The sequence below is a fragment of the Stenotrophomonas sp. FW305-C-20-S1 genome, assembly GCF_058783335.1.
This window is the reverse complement of the sequence record NZ_JBYTEK010000001.1, coordinates 171,621-186,600: the sequence shown is the minus strand read 5'-3', so window position 1 is coordinate 186,600 and position 14,980 is coordinate 171,621. Positions and strand designations below refer to the sequence as shown.

14 protein-coding genes are annotated in these 14,980 nt (G+C 65.7%); 7 read left to right on the top strand and 7 right to left on the bottom strand.

What is annotated here, in order from left to right; genetic code table 11:
• Window positions 1-9: 9 nt before the first annotated feature.
• Window positions 10-249 (bottom strand): hypothetical protein, encoded by a 240-nt coding sequence (locus AC3WTC_RS00780; RefSeq protein WP_492710069.1) that lies wholly within the window; start codon window positions 247-249, stop codon window positions 10-12.
• A gap of 247 nt (window positions 250-496) precedes the next feature.
• On the opposite strand from AC3WTC_RS00780, the gene AC3WTC_RS00775 reads away from it, so the two are divergent.
• From AC3WTC_RS00775 to AC3WTC_RS00755, 5 genes are all read left to right on the top strand, one after another.
• Window positions 497-1,030 carry a sugar dehydrogenase complex small subunit gene (locus AC3WTC_RS00775; RefSeq protein ID WP_032974705.1) on the top strand — a complete coding sequence of 178 codons (534 nt, stop codon included), beginning with the start codon at window positions 497-499 and terminating at the stop codon, window positions 1,028-1,030.
• Between the two features lie 46 nt (window positions 1,031-1,076).
• Window positions 1,077-2,717, top strand: a complete 1,641-nt coding sequence (locus AC3WTC_RS00770; RefSeq protein WP_032974706.1) for a GMC family oxidoreductase — start codon at window positions 1,077-1,079, stop codon at window positions 2,715-2,717.
• The gene (locus AC3WTC_RS00765) at window positions 2,714-4,111 is read left to right on the top strand and encodes a c-type cytochrome (RefSeq protein ID WP_025874505.1); all 1,398 of its coding nucleotides are present in this window, start codon (window positions 2,714-2,716) and stop codon (window positions 4,109-4,111) included. Before AC3WTC_RS00770 ends, AC3WTC_RS00765 begins: the two co-directional genes overlap by 4 nt.
• Complete coding sequence (locus tag AC3WTC_RS00760) at window positions 4,108-5,379, top strand: carbohydrate porin (protein ID WP_492710066.1); 1,272 nt, start codon at window positions 4,108-4,110, stop codon at window positions 5,377-5,379. The genes AC3WTC_RS00765 and AC3WTC_RS00760 overlap by 4 nt, the downstream gene beginning before the upstream one ends.
• Before the next feature lie 124 nt (window positions 5,380-5,503).
• Window positions 5,504-7,078 carry a CocE/NonD family hydrolase gene (locus tag AC3WTC_RS00755; protein WP_492710064.1) on the top strand — a complete coding sequence of 525 codons (1,575 nt, stop codon included), beginning with the start codon at window positions 5,504-5,506 and terminating at the stop codon, window positions 7,076-7,078.
• A gap of 125 nt (window positions 7,079-7,203) precedes the next feature.
• Here the strand turns inward: AC3WTC_RS00755 and AC3WTC_RS00750 are convergent, their stop codons facing one another.
• Genes AC3WTC_RS00750 through AC3WTC_RS00740 form a run of 3 tightly spaced genes read right to left on the bottom strand, consistent with a single transcriptional unit; the run spans window position 7,204 to window position 10,211 of the window.
• Complete coding sequence (locus tag AC3WTC_RS00750; protein WP_492710062.1) at window positions 7,204-8,226, bottom strand: NADP-dependent oxidoreductase; 1,023 nt, start codon at window positions 8,224-8,226, stop codon at window positions 7,204-7,206.
• Window positions 8,227-8,278: 52 nt separating this feature from the next.
• On the bottom strand, window positions 8,279-9,067 hold the full coding sequence (locus AC3WTC_RS00745; RefSeq protein WP_492710060.1) for an SDR family NAD(P)-dependent oxidoreductase: 789 nt from the start codon (window positions 9,065-9,067) through the stop codon (window positions 8,279-8,281).
• 46 nt (window positions 9,068-9,113) lie between these two features.
• Window positions 9,114-10,211: an alkene reductase gene (locus AC3WTC_RS00740; RefSeq protein ID WP_492710058.1), complete on the bottom strand. Its 1,098-nt coding sequence runs from the start codon at window positions 10,209-10,211 to the stop codon at window positions 9,114-9,116.
• Window positions 10,212-10,355: 144 nt separating this feature from the next.
• Between AC3WTC_RS00740 and AC3WTC_RS00735 the strand changes: the two genes are divergently transcribed.
• A complete protein-coding gene (locus tag AC3WTC_RS00735; RefSeq protein WP_025874512.1) occupies window positions 10,356-10,937 on the top strand; it encodes a TetR/AcrR family transcriptional regulator in 582 nt (193 codons plus the stop codon).
• 61 nt (window positions 10,938-10,998) lie between these two features.
• On the opposite strand, the gene AC3WTC_RS00730 is transcribed toward AC3WTC_RS00735, so the two are convergent.
• Together AC3WTC_RS00730 and AC3WTC_RS00725 are read right to left on the bottom strand one after the other, a co-directional pair.
• On the bottom strand, window positions 10,999-11,694 hold the full coding sequence (locus AC3WTC_RS00730) for a type 1 glutamine amidotransferase domain-containing protein (protein ID WP_025874513.1): 696 nt from the start codon (window positions 11,692-11,694) through the stop codon (window positions 10,999-11,001).
• Between the two features lie 16 nt (window positions 11,695-11,710).
• Window positions 11,711-12,646: an NAD-dependent epimerase/dehydratase family protein gene (locus tag AC3WTC_RS00725; RefSeq protein ID WP_492710055.1), complete on the bottom strand. Its 936-nt coding sequence runs from the start codon at window positions 12,644-12,646 to the stop codon at window positions 11,711-11,713.
• 174 nt (window positions 12,647-12,820) lie between these two features.
• Here AC3WTC_RS00725 and AC3WTC_RS00720 point away from each other — a divergent pair, with 174 nt between their 5' ends.
• Entirely contained in the window at window positions 12,821-13,273 is a 453-nt protein-coding gene (locus tag AC3WTC_RS00720; protein WP_492710053.1) for a MerR family transcriptional regulator, read from the top strand.
• Window positions 13,274-13,299: 26 nt separating this feature from the next.
• Here the strand turns inward: AC3WTC_RS00720 and AC3WTC_RS00715 are convergent, their stop codons facing one another.
• Window positions 13,300-14,961, bottom strand: a complete 1,662-nt coding sequence (locus tag AC3WTC_RS00715; RefSeq protein WP_492710051.1) for a fatty acid--CoA ligase — start codon at window positions 14,959-14,961, stop codon at window positions 13,300-13,302.
• Between the last annotated feature and the right edge of the window lie 19 nt (window positions 14,962-14,980).

The window sequence follows — 14,980 nt, the reverse complement described above, 5'->3', positions numbered from 1 at the left end:
TCGCTGCGCCTAGCGCTTGGGCGGCGGCGGCGGCGCGGCTTCTTTCCCGCGTTCGGCCTTTGGCCCCGAGGCCTGGTCTTCGGAGGCGGCGGTGCCGCTGCCGCCGCCGGGCACGTTGCGCGCCGGCGCGCTGGCCGCTGGCGGGGTTTGCCGAACCGCATCGGCATGTTGTGCCTTATCGGTCGGTTCGCCTTGGTTGCAGGCCGACAATGCCATCGTCGCCACGGCACACAGCAGCAGTACCCGCATGGCCACTCTCCAGAGTAGGAAACCCCTTGTTTCTAGCGTTGAGCGCGTTGTGCGGGCGTGACGGGGGCGGCAGCGCACCGGCTGAAATCTGCCTCTGCTGGTGCCGGGAAGAAGGGCGCTTCGGCGCGCAGCGGCTCTTCCTGCTCACTCCGCGACGACGTTCAGGTGCGTTAAAGTTGCCCGCGTAGGTGCCCCCCGCGTCGCGGTCAGGGGCAGCCGAAGAAGTGACGCATCAGGAGTCCACATCATGAGTGTTCCCGAGGGATTGGAAGGGAGTGGGCAAGGCCTGACGCGCAGAACCTTCCTGCTGGCCGTTGGCTCCGCTTCGCTGCTGGTTGCCTGCAACGGCAAGGCGCCAGCAACCCATGCCGGTGCCACGCCAGCGAAACGGGCGGACGGGCGCTTTCTGCAGCTCTCCCAGGCACTGACCGGCAAGTCCGACCTTGATCCGGCAACCGCCGGGCGCATCGAAGCCGCCTTCGCCAAGCTGCATCCCGACATGCACGCCCAGTTCCCCGCACTCGCGGCCAAGGCGCAACAGGTGCACGGCGCTGAAGCACTGCTGGCGGCTGTTGGTGATGCACGGCCGACAGCGCTGGCCATCATCACTGCCTGGTACACCGGCAGCGTAGGCAAGGGGCCGCAGGCCATCACCGTTTCCTATCGCGATGCGCTGATGCAGCGCCCGGTGGACGATGGCCTGTTCCCGCCCACCTACGCACAAGGCGGTCCCGCATGGTGGACGGCCGAACCGCCGGCGGCGGTACGCGCGCACGGCTGAGCCTGCGCTTCCAGCTCTTTTCCCGTAATTGTTATGGATTCCCCTCATGAAAGCTCCGGTTTTCCGTGATGGCGACGCCGATGCCGATGTTGTGATCGTCGGTTCGGGCGTCGTCGGCGCATTGATTGCCCACCAGTTGGTTCGTGCCGGAAAATCGGTTCTTGTGCTGGAGGCGGGCCCCCGCCTGCATCGTTCCGACGTGGTCGAGAACTGGCGCAACGTCAGCTTCGAACGACGCATCGGCAGTGATTTCCAGGGACCGTATCCGCAGTCACCGCTTGCCACCGCGCCGCTGTACTTCCCGGCCAATGACTACGTGGGCCTGACCGGCCCCGACGCCAGCAGCTTCCATCAGGGCTTCATCAAGGCCGTGGGTGGCACCACCTGGCACTGGGCCGCCTCCTGCTGGCGCCACCTGCCGGTGGACTTCAGGATGCAGAGTACCTACGGGGTGGGGCGCGACTGGCCGATCAGCTACGACGACATCGAGCCTTATTACTGCCGCGCCGAGGAGGCGATGGGCGTCTCCGGGCCGAATGATCCGGACAAGCAGAGCCCCTCCGAGCGATCCAGGCCCTACCTCGCCGACATGATTCCCTGGGGCAACGGTGACAAGGTGTTCGCCGAGGTGGTCAATCCGCACGGCTACAACCTGGTGCCCATTCCGCAGGGCCGCATGGTCACGCCCTGGAATGACCGGCCCGCCTGCTGCGGCAACAACAACTGCCAACCGATCTGCCCGATCGGCGCGATGTACAACGGCATCCATACCATCGAAGCGGCCGAGAAACTGGGCGCGCAGGTGCTGGCCGAAGCAGTGGCCTACAAGATCGATACCGACGCGCAGAACCGGGTCACGGCCATCCACTGGTATGACAACAACAAGGTCAGCCACAAGGCCACCGGCCGCAGTTTCGTGATTGCGTGCAATGCACTGGAGACGCCGCGTCTGCTGCTGCTCGCCGCCAATGAGCAGAACCCGAACGGCATCGCCAACAGTTCCGACCAGGTGGGGCGCAACATGCTCGACCATTCCGGTTTCCACTGCTCGTTCATTGCCGACAGGCCGATCTGGCTGGGCCGTGGACCGGCGCAGTCCAGCTGCATGGTCGGCCCGCGCGACGGCGCCTTCCGCTCGCAGTACTCGGCCACCAAGATCATCCTCAACAACATCAGCCGGGTGGCGATCGCCACCGACCAGGCGCTGAAGAAAGGCCTGGTCGGCGACGCGCTGGATGCGGAGATCCGCCGCCGTGCGGTCTTCGGCGTGGATCTTTCGATCAGCCTGGAACCCTTGCCGGATCCCAGCAATCGCCTGACGCTGTCGAAAACGCGGGTCGATGGCCACGGCCTGGCCTGCCCGGATATCCATTACTCACTGGGCGACTACGCCCGCAAGGGCTACGACGAATCCTGCAAGCAGTTGCGTCACATCGGCTCGCTGTTCAACGCCGAGGAATTCGTCATCACCACGGCGCTCAACGCCAACAACCACATCATGGGCTCGACCATCATGGGCGCGGATCCGCGCGATTCGGTGGTCGATGGCGATTGCCGCGCACACGATCATCCCAACCTGTGGCTCCCGGGCGGCGGCCCGATGGTGTCGGCCAGCGTGGTCAACAGCACCTTGACCATGGCCGCGCTTGCGCTGAAGGCAGCAGATGCCATCGAGCGTGCCGCATGAAGACCTTCTGCTCGCTTCTGCTGATGATGCTGGCTGCAGCCAGCCAATCCGCGCGCGCAGACGAGGTTGCCGAACGTGGGCGCTACCTCTCGGTCGCTGCGGACTGCGTGGCATGCCACACCAGCCCCAAGCAGGGCAAACCCTACGCAGGCGGCTACGCGATTGCCTCGCCGCTGGGTGAGATATGGGCAAGCAACATCACGCCCTCCAGAAGCCATGGCATCGGCCTCTACAGCGAAGACGATTTCGCCAAGGCGGTACGCGAAGGCGTGCGCAAGGACGGCGCCCATCTGTATCCGGCGATGCCCTATACCTCCTATGCCAAGCTGACCGACGAGGACATCCACGCGCTGTATACCTACTTCATGAGGGAGGTGGCGCCGGTCGATGAGGAAGCTCACGCGACCGAGCTGCCGTTCCCCTTCAGCATCCGCCAGTCCATGGCGGTGTGGAACCTGCTGTTCCTGGACAAGGAAACGTTCACCCCCGATGCGGGCAGGAGCGCGCAGTGGAATCGCGGCGCCTATCTGGTGGAGGGTCTGGCGCACTGCTCCAGCTGCCACAGTCCGCGCGGGCTGATGATGCAGGAGGTGGACGGCAAGGCCTTCGCCGGCGGATCGCTGGGTGACTGGTACGCCCCCAATATCACCTCCCACCCCACCAGCGGTATCGGGGGTTGGAGCGATGCCGAGCTGGCCCAGTACCTGAAGACCGGCCGCGTCGCCGGTAAGGCGCAGGCCGGCGGCGGCATGGCCGAAGCGGTGAGCAACAGCCTGTCCAAGCTGCAGGACGAGGACATCGCCGCCATCGTCGCGTACCTGCGCACGGTGCCGGCCGTGGCCGACCCTGATGCCACGCGGGCCGCCTTCGCGTGGGGAGACGCCGCCACGGCGCCGGGTGAGCAGCCGGTACGCGGAACGAGTGCTGCATTGGCCTCGGGCGGTGTGCTGTATTCGGGCCTGTGTGCAAGCTGCCACGGTTCGCGCGGCGAGGGCAGCAGGGACGGGTACTACCCCTCCCTGGTGCACAACACCACCGTCGGCATGACCCGCCCGCAGAACCTGATCGCCACCATCATTGGCGGCATTGACCGCGATGTGCACGGCGAACACGCGTTGATGCCGCACTTCTCGAAAGGCTCGTTCGTACAGGACCTGAGTGACGCCGATATCGCAGCGGTTGCGACCTACGTGCGCACGCAGTTCGGGCCGGGCGACCAGGTCACCGAGGCGCAGGTTGCGCTGACCCGTGCCGGCGGCGAGAAGCCACTTCTGGCGAAGATTGCACGCTTGTGGCTGCCGATGCTCATCCTTGCCGTGCTGGCGTTGGTAGGCATCGTGCTGCTGGTGCGACGCGCCTGGAAGACCCGAAAGGCGCGGAGGGCGGTCGCATGAATTTCGTATCCTTGACCGGCATTGGGCTGCTTGCCTTCATCGTCAACGGGTCGGTGTCGGCTGCCGAATCCAGTGCCACCGCCAAGCCCAAATCGGTCGACAGCGTCGCGCAGACGCCGCTGAGCGCAGATTGGGCGGCGCGCCTCTGGCTGCAGGACCGCGGTGTCACGCCGAGTGCGCGCATCGTGATCGGCAGCGGTGTCAACAGCGATGGATACAAGGGCAGCGGCTGGTCCACCGCCGAGCACATCGACCTGGGCGCGACGATCGACACCGGCAAGGCATTCGGCTTCGACGGCACCCTGCGCGTGGTGTTCTCCGATCGCTTCGGCAACGCCATCAACGAACGATCCACCGGTTCCTACATCCAGAACCAGGCCTTCTATGGCCAGGGCCAGAACCTGCGTTTCAACGAGCTCTCCTACGAGCGTTTGCTGCTGGGCAAGCGGTTGAGCCTGAAGGGTGGCTTCTACTCGATGGGCAACGACTTCGGTGGCTTGCCCTACACCTGCAATTTCAACAACAACGGCCAGTGCGGGCATCCGCTGGGCCCGATCTACAGTTCTGGCTGGCTGGACAATCCGACAGGCCAATGGGGCCTGCGGGTCAAGTGGAATGATCCTTCAGGCTGGTACGCACAGACCGGCATCTACGACGTCAACCCGACGCGCAAGCAGGCCAAAAGTGGCTTCCGTGTTTCGACGAAGGGAAAGACCGGCCTGTTCCTGCCGGTCGAGCTGGGCTACAGCCATGGCAAGTCCGGCGAGGACTATGGCGGTACCTACAAGGTCGGCTACTACCTGGATACCTCCAACGCCGATGACATCGGTGACCCGACGGCACCTCGCGCTTCGCATCGCAGCGGTTCGTACGTGCAGGCCGCACAACGGGTGTGGAAGCCCGAGGGTGACACGGTGCGCGGCATTTCGGTGTTCGGCGTGGCTACCCGTGCCGACGCAAAAACAGGGCTCATGCGCTACTCGTGGGAAGCGGGCGTGAGCTGGCGTGGCGTGATCGCATCGCGCGAAGATGATGTGCTCAGCCTGGCCTGGAACCGGCTGGACATCTCCGACCGGCTCGCCCGCCATCAGCAGCTGACCGGAAAGGATGTGCAGAGCAACGAGCAGTTCGTCGAGCTGAACTACGGCGTGCAGGTCGCCCCGTGGCTGGTGCTGCGGCCGGCGGTGCAGTACGTGGCACGGCCCGGCGCCTATGCCAGCCGACCCGACAGCTGGGTGTTCACCCTGCAGGCGCAGGCGACGCTGTAGCCGGATCAGGGCCCGCAGCATGGGGTGCCGAACGTGCGCCCCATGCTGCAACGCAAGGTGTAAGCCACCATTCGCACTGGTACGGTCCTGCCCGTTGCACCACCAACGACGGGGAGAGACGACGATGCGCAAGGTATTGCTGCTGTTGATCCTGCTGACCGGACTGGCGCCCACCGCCTGGGCTGCCACGGTCAAGACCACCCACCGCACCCTTCCCAGCTGGGACGGCACGCCCCTCGGGGTCTTTGTCATCGAACCCCAGGACGCAGGTGGCGGCAAGTACCCGCTGCTGGTGATGCCCAGCAGCTGGGCCGTTCCCAGCGTGGAGTACGTAGGGGTGGCACAGTCGCTGGCCAAGCGCGGCTATGTGGTCCTCAGCTACAGCTCGCGCGGCTTCTGGGAGTCCGGCGGGGCCATCGATATCGCCGGGCCGGCCACGGTCGAGGATGTCAGCGCATTGATCGACTGGGCGCTGGACAACACCCAGGCCGACCCGGCGCGGATCGGCGTCTCGGGCATCTCCTACGGCGCAGGCACCAGCCTGCTGGCGGCGGCACGCGATCCCCGCATCAAGGCGGTGGCCGCCCTCAGCGGATGGGCCGACCTGCAGGCGTCGCTGTACGCCAACGACACCCCCAGCGCACAGGGAATCGCGCTGCTGGTGGCCGCCGGCCTGGTCACCGGCCGACCCGGGGCAGAGCTGGCCACGATCAACCGCAACGTGGTGGTCGGCAACTACCAGGGTGCAGTGGAATCGCTGCTGCCCGTGGCCGCCATCCGCAGCCCCGCTGCGAGCATCAGCGAGATCAACGCCAACCAGCCGGCCGTGTTCCTGGCCAACGCATTCAACGACAGCCTGTTCCCGCCGGGTCAGCTGGTGGACTTCTTCAACCAGCTGAAAGGCCCCAAGCAGCTGCAACTGCGCCACGGCGACCATGCCCTCAACGAGGCCTTGGGCGCACTGGGCATTCCCAACGAGGTCTACGACTCGGCGGGTGACTGGTTCGACCATTACCTCAAGGGCGTGGCCAACGGCATCGACCGCGAGCCGGCGGTGCAGCTGAAGTCGCAGAAGGGCAGCTGGAGCAGCTACCCGGACTGGCAGGCGACCAACAGTGGCGCGGTCAGCTATGCGTTGACCGCACCCGGCGGCCTGCTTCTGCCCACCGGGGGGTTGGTTGAGAACGGGCGCAGCAATGGCTGGAACTATCGCATCGGCAGTGGCCTGGCAACCGCCGCCAATTCCGGCGTGGCGATGGTGTCCGGCTCGCTGCAGATGATCAACCTTCCGCCGGGTGCGTACGTGCCTTTCATCGGGCGCAACGCCGCCGGCGTCTGGCAGGGGCCGGTGTACTGGAACGCACGCCGCCTGGACGGCGCGCCGGAAGTGCGCGTGACCGTCACTCCCAGCCGCGCCAACACCACGCTGTATGCCTATCTGTACGCGGAAGATGTGCTGGGCAATGGCCAGCTGATCAGCCACAAGCCCTACACCCTGCGAGGCGTTGCGCCCGGCCAGGCGACCACCCTCGATCTGCGCCTAGAAGCGAGCAGCTGGAACATTCCGGCGGGCAGCCGGCTGACGCTGGTGGTCGATACGGTGGACCTGCGCTATGCAGGCATCAGCCAGTTGGGCGGGGCGGTGACCTTCAGTTCGCCCGCGTCCGCACCATCTGTGCTGAAGGTGCCGTTGCATTGAATCGATCCCGTGCCCGCCGTTGCGGGCACGGGCACTCCCTGTGCGCACGGACGCCACCACGTGCTGGAGTCAACGCTTGCCGGCCGTCCTGTATCGGGACGCTCCCTGTCCGCTCAGCGTACTCCTCAGGGCTGCACGTGCTGTGTCTGCACCATCTGCACCACCACCTTGCCCTTGGCGCGGCCGCCGTCCATGTAGGCCAATGCTCTGCCGGTTTCCTCGAAGGGAAAGACCGTGTCGACCACCGGGCGCAGGGCGCCTGATTCGACCAGTGCCGTGACCTGTTCCAGCTGTTGCCCATCAGCACGCATGAACACGAAGCTGTACCGGATGTTCCTGCGCGCGGCCTTGCGGCGGATGCGAAGGCTCAACAGGCGCAGCACCTGCCGAAGCGGCCAGGCCAATCCTCTTGCCGCACCGAATGCTGGCGTGGGTGGCCCGGAAATGGAAATCAGGTGACCGCCGGGCTTGAGGATGTCGAGGGATCGATCGAGTTCGTCGCTGCCGAGGCTGTTGAGGACCACGTCGTAGTCACGCAGCACGGTAGCGAAGTCCTGCTGCCGGTAATCGATGACGACGTCCGCACCCAGTGCCTTCACCCAGGCAACGTTGGCCGTGCTGGTGGTGGTGGCGACGAAGGCGCCCAGGTGCTTGGCAAGCTGGATCGCAATCGTGCCGACGCCACCGGAGCCGGCCTGGATGAAGATCCGCTGTCCCTTCTTCAGTGCTGCGGTTTCGACCAGCACCTGCCAGGCGGTCAGTGCCACCAGTGGCAGGGCAGCCGCCTCGACCATGCCAAGGTTCTTCGGTGCAGGTGCTACCGACGAGGCCTTGACCGCGATGTACTCGGCAAATCCGCCGATGCGATCATCGTCCGGGCGGGCATACACCTGGTCGCCCGGTTTGAACCGGCCTGCGCGATCGCCGACCCGCACCACCGTCCCGGCCACATCGTTGCCCAGGATCAACGGAAAGCGATAGGGCAGGATCTGTTTGAACTCGCCGTGCCTGATCTTGCTGTCCAGTGCATTCACGCCTGCGGCATGAACCCGGATCAGGACATCGTCGTCGCCCACATGCGGCTCGGGCACGTCGGCGATTCGGCCGACGTCCTTCCTGCTGTAGCGGTCAATGATGAAGGCTTTCATGGCGGACGGTTCCTGCAGTGATGGGGCCGGGTGGATGCAACGGAGGCCGGCCTCAGGCGCCGGTGCGGTAGCGCTCTGCGGCGTGCGCCTGGCGGATGTCGCCGAGCAGAGCCTGACGTGCGCCATCCAGCGTGTCCCAGCGTTCGGCCACGTGCAGCGGCGGAATGGTCACCGTTTCGCGACGATCGAAGCCGACCAGCGCTGCATCGACCAGTTCGCCCACGTCCATCACTTCAGCAAGCGTGGTGATGTCGATACCGGCGCGTTCCCAGATCTCGGTGCGCGTGGCAGCGGGCAGCACCGCCTGCACATGGACGCCCTTCGGGGCCAGTTCCTGGCTCAGGCCCTGCGACAGGAACAGCACGTACGCCTTGCTCGCGCCGTACACGGACATGCCGAACTCCGGTGCAAGGCCAACCACCGATCCGATGTTGATGATCGCGCCGTTGCCGGCACCGACCAGCCGCGGCGCAATAGCGGCGGCCAGGCGCGTGAGCGCGGTGGTGTTCAGGGTGACCAGGCGTTCGATGGCGTCGGCCGACTGTGCGAGGAAGTCGCCGGACTGGGCGATACCGGCATTGTTGATGAGGATGCCGATGCGCGCATCGTCGCGCAGCCGTGCCTCGACCGTGGCCAGCGCGTCAGCCTGGGTGAGATCGGCCGGCAGTATGTCCACCGCCACGCCGGTCTCTTGGCGCAGTCGCGCGGCGAGTGCTTCCAGTCGGGCGCTGTCACGCGCGACCAGGACGAGGTCATGCCCGCGCCGCGCGAAGCGGTCGGCATAGGTGGCACCGATGCCGCTGGAAGCGCCGGTGATGAGGACGGAAGGGAGGACGGACATGATGGGCTTCTCTGGACGGGGGACGTGTCGGATGCGGGCGGCCGCGTTACTGCGCGTGCGCTTCAGCCAGGGTGGGGTAGTCGGTGTAGCCTTCGGCGCCACCGCCATACAGCGTGGCCGGGTTCAGTGCCGCCAGCGCTGCGCCGCGCTTGAGGCGCTCGACCAGATCGGGGTTGCTGATGAACGGGCGACCGAAGGCGACCAGATCGGCCTTGCCTTCGGATACACGGGCGCTGGCCAGCTGCAGGTCGTAGCCGTTGTTGGCCAGGTAGGTGCCGTTGAAGCGACGGCGCAGCCCATCGAAGTCGAACGGTGCCACATCGCGCGGGCCACCCGTGGCGCCCTCGACCACATGCAGGTAGACAATGCCCAGTGCGCTGAGTTGATCGACGATGTAGTCGTACTGGGGCTGCGGATCGCTGACGGTGGAAATGGCATTGGCCGGCGACACCGGCGAAATGCGCACGCCGGTGCGGTCAGCGCCGATTTCGCCCGCCACCGCAGCGGTCACCTCAAGCAGGAGGCGGGCACGGTTCTCGACCGAGCCGCCATACGCGTCGGTGCGCTGGTTGGCCCCGTCCTTGATGAACTGTTCGAGCAGGTAGCCGTTGGCGCCGTGGATCTCCACGCCGTCAAAACCCGCTGCGATGGCGTTGGCAGCCGCTTGGCGGAAATCGTCGACGATGGCGGGCAGCTCGTCGATTTCCAGGGCGCGCGGCTCGGACACATCGACGAAACCATTGTTGACGAAGGTCTTGGTCTGCGCGCGGAGGGCCGAGGCGGAAACCGGCGCGGCGTTGCCGGGTTGCAGGTCGACGTGCGAGATGCGGCCGACGTGCCACAGCTGCACGAAGATGCGCCCGCCGCGTGCATGCACCGCATCGGTGACGGTGCGCCAGCCGTCGATCTGGTCCTGCGTGTACAGCCCCGGGGTGTCCTGGTAACCCTGCGCCTGCGCCGAGACCTGGGTGGCTTCGGTGATGATCAGGCCGGCTGATGCGCGCTGGGCGTAGTAGGTGCTGGCCAGCGGACTGGGCACCAGGCCCTCCCCGGCGCGGTTGCGCGTCAGCGGTGCCATCACGATGCGGTTGGCCAGCGTCAGCGGGCCGAGGGGATAGGGCTGGAAAAGCGTGGCGTCGGACATGGGAGGGTGGGCTCGTCTAAGGAGGAAGGGTCTTGATCAATGATGATGACCGTCATCATTGATGTCAATGGTTTGATGATGAATATAATCTATGTGTGTTAAAGTGCCCTCCACACGCGACAGGACTCCCAAGGGCGAAGGCTCATGAAGGTCACCAAGGCACAGGCGCAGGCCAACCGGGCACACATCGTCGAAACCGCCTCCACGCTGTTCCGCGAGCGCGGCTACGACGGCGTTGGCGTGGCCGACCTGATGGCCGCCGCTGGCTTCACCCATGGCGGCTTCTACAAGCATTTCGGCTCGAAGGCCGACCTGATGGCCGAAGCAGCCGCCTGCGGCCTGACCAGCTCGGCTGCAGCGGTGGCTGATCTGGATGTGCAGGCATTCGTGAGCGAGTACCTGTCCCGCGCGCACCGCGACGGGCCCGGCCAGGGTTGCACGCTGGCGGCGCTGTGCACCGATGCGGCGCGGCAGACGGACGCGGTCAAGGCTGCCTTTGCGGCCGGCATCGAGGCCAGGCTGGCAACACGTGCCACGCAGGAGGGGCAGGCGCAGCGCGATCCGGATGATGCGGCGCGTGCGCGCAGGATTGCGCTGATGGCTCAAGCGGTCGGCGCGTTGGTGCTGTCGAGGTCCTGCCCGGACGAATCGCCGCTGGCGGACGAAATCCTGGATGCATGCCGGGCGGATCTGCTGGCCCGGTTACCAGCTGCGTCCAGCCGCTGAGCTGCGCCTTCCAGCGCCAGGACGTGCTGGAAGACGCAGCGCTGAAAGGCAGTGGTCAGTGCTAGCCGGACGTGCGCAGCAGCGCCGCAACCGCTTTTGCCGTCGCCTTGGCCGACTGCGGATTCTGGCCGGTGACCAGCCTGCCATCGACAACCACCTTCGGCACGAACGGCAGTAGCCCCTTCTCGTACAGCGCTCCCCGCCGGGACATTTCCGCCTGCGCGTTGTATGGCATCTGCCTGGAAACACCCGCCAGGATTTCCTCGGTCCAGGAGAATCCTGTTACCCGCCGGCCCTGCACCAGCAGTTTCCCATCGCTCAGCCGGGTATTGAGCAGGCCGCAATAGCCGTGGCAGACCGCCGAGACGATTCCGCCCTGCTCATGGATGTCCCGGGTGATTTTCTGGATGCCCTCGCTGTCCGGGAAATCCCACATCACCGCATGCCCACCGGTGAAGTAGATCGCGTCGTACGCGGCAGCGTCGACGTTGTCGGGGGCGAGCGTGTTGTCCAGCAGTGCCATGCGCGCCGGATCCTGCAGCCATGCCTTCGCCGAATGGTCCAGCGCCGGCCATTTCAGCGAGCGCGGCTCAAGCGGTGAGTGCCCGCCGCGCGGGCTGACCAGGTGCTGTTCATGGCCTTGCCCGGCGAACAGGTCGTAGGCATGCGTCAGTTCCGACAACCAGAGCCCGGTCCTGTGGCTGGGGTCATCGTAATGCGCGACGTTGGTAACAACATGAAGGATGCGACGGTTCATCAGATACGCCTCTGGCTCATTTTCCGGTTTCCCATTCGTGCTTGATCTGCCGCAGTCCTGCGTCGTAGCTGGTTACGGGAAAGTCGGGAAAGCGCTGCTTGAACTTTCCGGATTCGAAGCGATTGTCATGCTCATAGCGCGGCAGCAGCTCCCGAATCTCGCGCGCACCTTTCGAGAACAGGCCGGCGATGTACAGCGCAGTCCTGCCGAGGGTGGCGTGGGTGTCCGGCCTGCCGAACACAGTGCAGGCCAGGGTGGCGAACTGGGCATAGGTCAATCTCGGCTCACTGCAGGGCAGATGCCACGTCTGGTTCTGCGCGTCGGGCGTATTGCCCAGCAGTGCGAGCGCGCGACTGGCGTCGGGCGTCCAGATCAGCGTTCTGAGGGTATCGTCGCGCAGTGGCACGCGCGGCGACTTGCCAGCCTTCAGCCTGTCGATGACGAGGGCATTGGTGAAGCTCTGCGTGTTGCCCGGGCCATAGAATTCCGGTGCTCGGGCGATGGTGACGGCGATGCGCCCGGCTGCCATCTCATCCAGGACCATGCGCGCCATCTCTGCACGCACGCGTGCCTTCCTGCCGGCCGGCGCGAACGCGGTGTCCTCGGTCTGCGCAGCCGCCGTCTGCGGATACATGTAGGTATTGTCGAAGTACGCAAATGCAGCGCCGGTGGCGACGGCGGCATCCAGTGCGTTCTTCAGCATGGAAGGAAACTGCCGCTCCCAGAGCCCTGAATCCGGCGGCAGCCCTGCGGTGAAATAGACGATGTCGCTGCCTTCAACGGCTTTCAGCGTCTGCTCTGCATCCAGCAGGTCCGCCGGCACAAGCTGGTCGCCCGTGTTGACCGGCCGCGGCGTGCGGCTCACCAGGCGAAGGTCGTCGGTGTAGGTGCGCTTCAGCGCGCGCGCCAGTTCCTGGGCGATCTGGCCGTTTGCTCCCAGAATGGTCTGCATCTCTTTTCCTTGGGCGTCCGGGCCTCTGATCGCCCGGGGTGGAAGTTCAGCCCAGGGCGCCCGCATTTCAGTGCCGCGCGGGTGCTCGCCAGACCGCCGTCGGCAACCTCTCACGCTGACGGTCGCGGCAGTGTATGTTTAAAGTCAACTTGAAGGTCAAGGGGCAGTGTCAAGATGAAAATCGGGGATCTGGCCAAGGCCACGGGCCTGGCCCCATCGCGCATCCGATTCTATGAGGCCGAAGGCCTGATCAGCGCGCCGCCCAGGGGGAGCAACGGCTACCGGATCTATTCCCCGGACGTATTGGGCGTGCTGCAGATCATTGACAACGCGCAACGCGTCGGCTTCTCACTTGATGAGATCCGGCATTTCCTGCCTGGGGGCACGCAGGCGTGCGTTCACCAAGGCCTGGTCGAGTCGCTGGGCAGGCGCCTGGCCGAGATCCGGCGCTTGATCCTGCAACTGCAGGAGAACGAAGCGCGCCTGCTGGGCATCATCGAGGGTGTCACCCAACGCCCTGAGGGCATTTCCTGCACCGACAACCAGCTCAGGCTGATGGATCTGCTGGATCCTCCACGGCGCCAGCGGGACGGGCGCGCAGGGCGACCACGTAGAGGAATGAAGTGACCCTCCGTTGGCCGCAGGCCGCAGCGTCAACCTGCGTCGGTGGCTGCGCCCACATCATGCAGGCTGCGCAGCTTCTTCTTGTTGATCTTGCCCACGCTGGTGCGTTCCAGCGAATCGACGAAGCTGACGCGGTCGGGGATCGCGTAGCGGGAGATATCACCGGAGCGGCTGCGTGCTGCGACCAGTTCGATGATCTCCGCCTCGGTCACATCGCTGCCATGCTGCCGGACCACCAACGGCAGCGGTCGTTCGCCCCATTTCGTATCGCTGATGCCGATGACCGCGACCTCGTTGACCGCCGGATGCAGGGCGATGATGTCCTCCAGGGCGAGCGAGGAGATCCACTCGCCACCGGTCTTGATCACATCCTTGATGCGGTCGGTCACGCGCAGGTAGCCGCTGCCATCGATGTTGCCGATGTCCCCGGTGTGCAGGTAACCGCCGGCCCATAACGCCGTCGAAGCGTCCGGATTGTGCAGATAGCCCTGGGTGAGCCAGGGCGTGCGCACCACCACTTCCCCGGTGGCGATGCCATCGTGGGCAACATCATTCATGCGTTCGTCGACGATGCGCAGGTCAACCAGCGGCACCGGAATGCCGGCCTTGGTGCGCAGGGACAGCTCCTCGTCCGGGCCGTCCACGGCGTCGGCATCGATCTGCGCGAGGGTGAGCAGCGGGCAGGTTTCGGACATGCCGTAGCCACCGAAGATGTCGATGCCACGGGCCAGTGCCTGCTGCGCCAGTGCCCGCGGTAGTGCTGCGCCGCCGATGATCACCTTCCAGCGGCGCAGGTCGGTATCGGCAGCGGTGGGATGGCCCAGCAGCATATGCAGGATGGTCGGCACGCAGTGCGAGAACGTCACCTTCTCGCGGGCGATCAGCGCCAGCAACGCGCCCGGCAGGTAGCGGCCGGGGTAGACCTGCTTGATGCCCAGCAGCGTGGCCACGTACGGCATGCCCCAGGCATGGACATGGAACATCGGCGTGATCGGCATGTAGACATCGTCGCGGTGCAGGCGGCCCTGGCTGGACGCGCTGCCGAGGGCTGCCATCGCCGCAAGCGAGTGCAGTACCAGTTGCCGATGGCTGAAGTACACGCCTTTGGGCAGGCCCGTGGTGCCGGTCGTATAGAACGTGGTGGCGCGGGTGTTCTCGTCGAAGTCCGGGAAGCGGGTGATGGGCGGGGCCTCGCGCAGCCCAGCCTCATACTCGGTCACGAAACCCGCTGGCAGCGGGCCCTCATCATCATCCAGCAGGATGCGCGTGCGCACGTCCGGCAGCTGTTCTTCGATGGCGTCCAGCACCGGCAGGAACTCGCGGTTGGCCAGGATCACCCGCGCACCGCTGTGATTGAGCGTATAGGCAATCTGCTCGGGCGCCAGGCGGATGTTCACCATCATCAGCACCGCTCCGATCATCGGCACGGCGAAATAGCTCTCCAGGTAGCGGTTGCTGTCCCAGTCCATCACCGCCACGGTATCGCCGCGCTTTACCCCCAGTGAGGTCAGCAGCCCGGCCAACTGGCCGATGCGCGCCTGCAGGGTGTGGTAGTCGAAGCGGACCTTGTCGCCGTAGACGATTTCCTGCCGTGGACGCACTGCCAGAGGTGTCAGCAGCAGCTGCTTGATCAGCAGGGGGTAGGCATGAGGCTCGGCGGCGGGCGCGTCTGCGGCGGTGGCGAATGACATGTGATCTTCCTGATGGGGC

Excerpts from the sequence above, each read along its gene's own strand:
- AC3WTC_RS00780 (WP_492710069.1), bottom strand. The coding sequence starts at position 249 with ATGCGGGTACTGCTGCTGTGTGCCGTGGCGACGATGGCATTGTCGGCC.
- AC3WTC_RS00775 (WP_032974705.1), top strand. The coding sequence starts at position 497 with ATGAGTGTTCCCGAGGGATTGGAAGGGAGTGGGCAAGGCCTGACGCGC.
- AC3WTC_RS00770 (WP_032974706.1), top strand. The coding sequence starts at position 1,077 with ATGAAAGCTCCGGTTTTCCGTGATGGCGACGCCGATGCCGATGTTGTG.
- AC3WTC_RS00765 (WP_025874505.1), top strand. The coding sequence starts at position 2,714 with ATGAAGACCTTCTGCTCGCTTCTGCTGATGATGCTGGCTGCAGCCAGC.
- AC3WTC_RS00760 (WP_492710066.1), top strand. The coding sequence starts at position 4,108 with ATGAATTTCGTATCCTTGACCGGCATTGGGCTGCTTGCCTTCATCGTC.
- AC3WTC_RS00755 (WP_492710064.1), top strand. The coding sequence starts at position 5,504 with ATGCGCAAGGTATTGCTGCTGTTGATCCTGCTGACCGGACTGGCGCCC.
- AC3WTC_RS00750 (WP_492710062.1), bottom strand. The coding sequence starts at position 8,226 with ATGAAAGCCTTCATCATTGACCGCTACAGCAGGAAGGACGTCGGCCGA.
- AC3WTC_RS00745 (WP_492710060.1), bottom strand. The coding sequence starts at position 9,067 with ATGTCCGTCCTCCCTTCCGTCCTCATCACCGGCGCTTCCAGCGGCATC.
- AC3WTC_RS00740 (WP_492710058.1), bottom strand. The coding sequence starts at position 10,211 with ATGTCCGACGCCACGCTTTTCCAGCCCTATCCCCTCGGCCCGCTGACG.
- AC3WTC_RS00735 (WP_025874512.1), top strand. The coding sequence starts at position 10,356 with ATGAAGGTCACCAAGGCACAGGCGCAGGCCAACCGGGCACACATCGTC.
- AC3WTC_RS00730 (WP_025874513.1), bottom strand. The coding sequence starts at position 11,694 with ATGAACCGTCGCATCCTTCATGTTGTTACCAACGTCGCGCATTACGAT.
- AC3WTC_RS00725 (WP_492710055.1), bottom strand. The coding sequence starts at position 12,646 with ATGCAGACCATTCTGGGAGCAAACGGCCAGATCGCCCAGGAACTGGCG.
- AC3WTC_RS00720 (WP_492710053.1), top strand. The coding sequence starts at position 12,821 with ATGAAAATCGGGGATCTGGCCAAGGCCACGGGCCTGGCCCCATCGCGC.
- AC3WTC_RS00715 (WP_492710051.1), bottom strand. The coding sequence starts at position 14,961 with ATGTCATTCGCCACCGCCGCAGACGCGCCCGCCGCCGAGCCTCATGCC.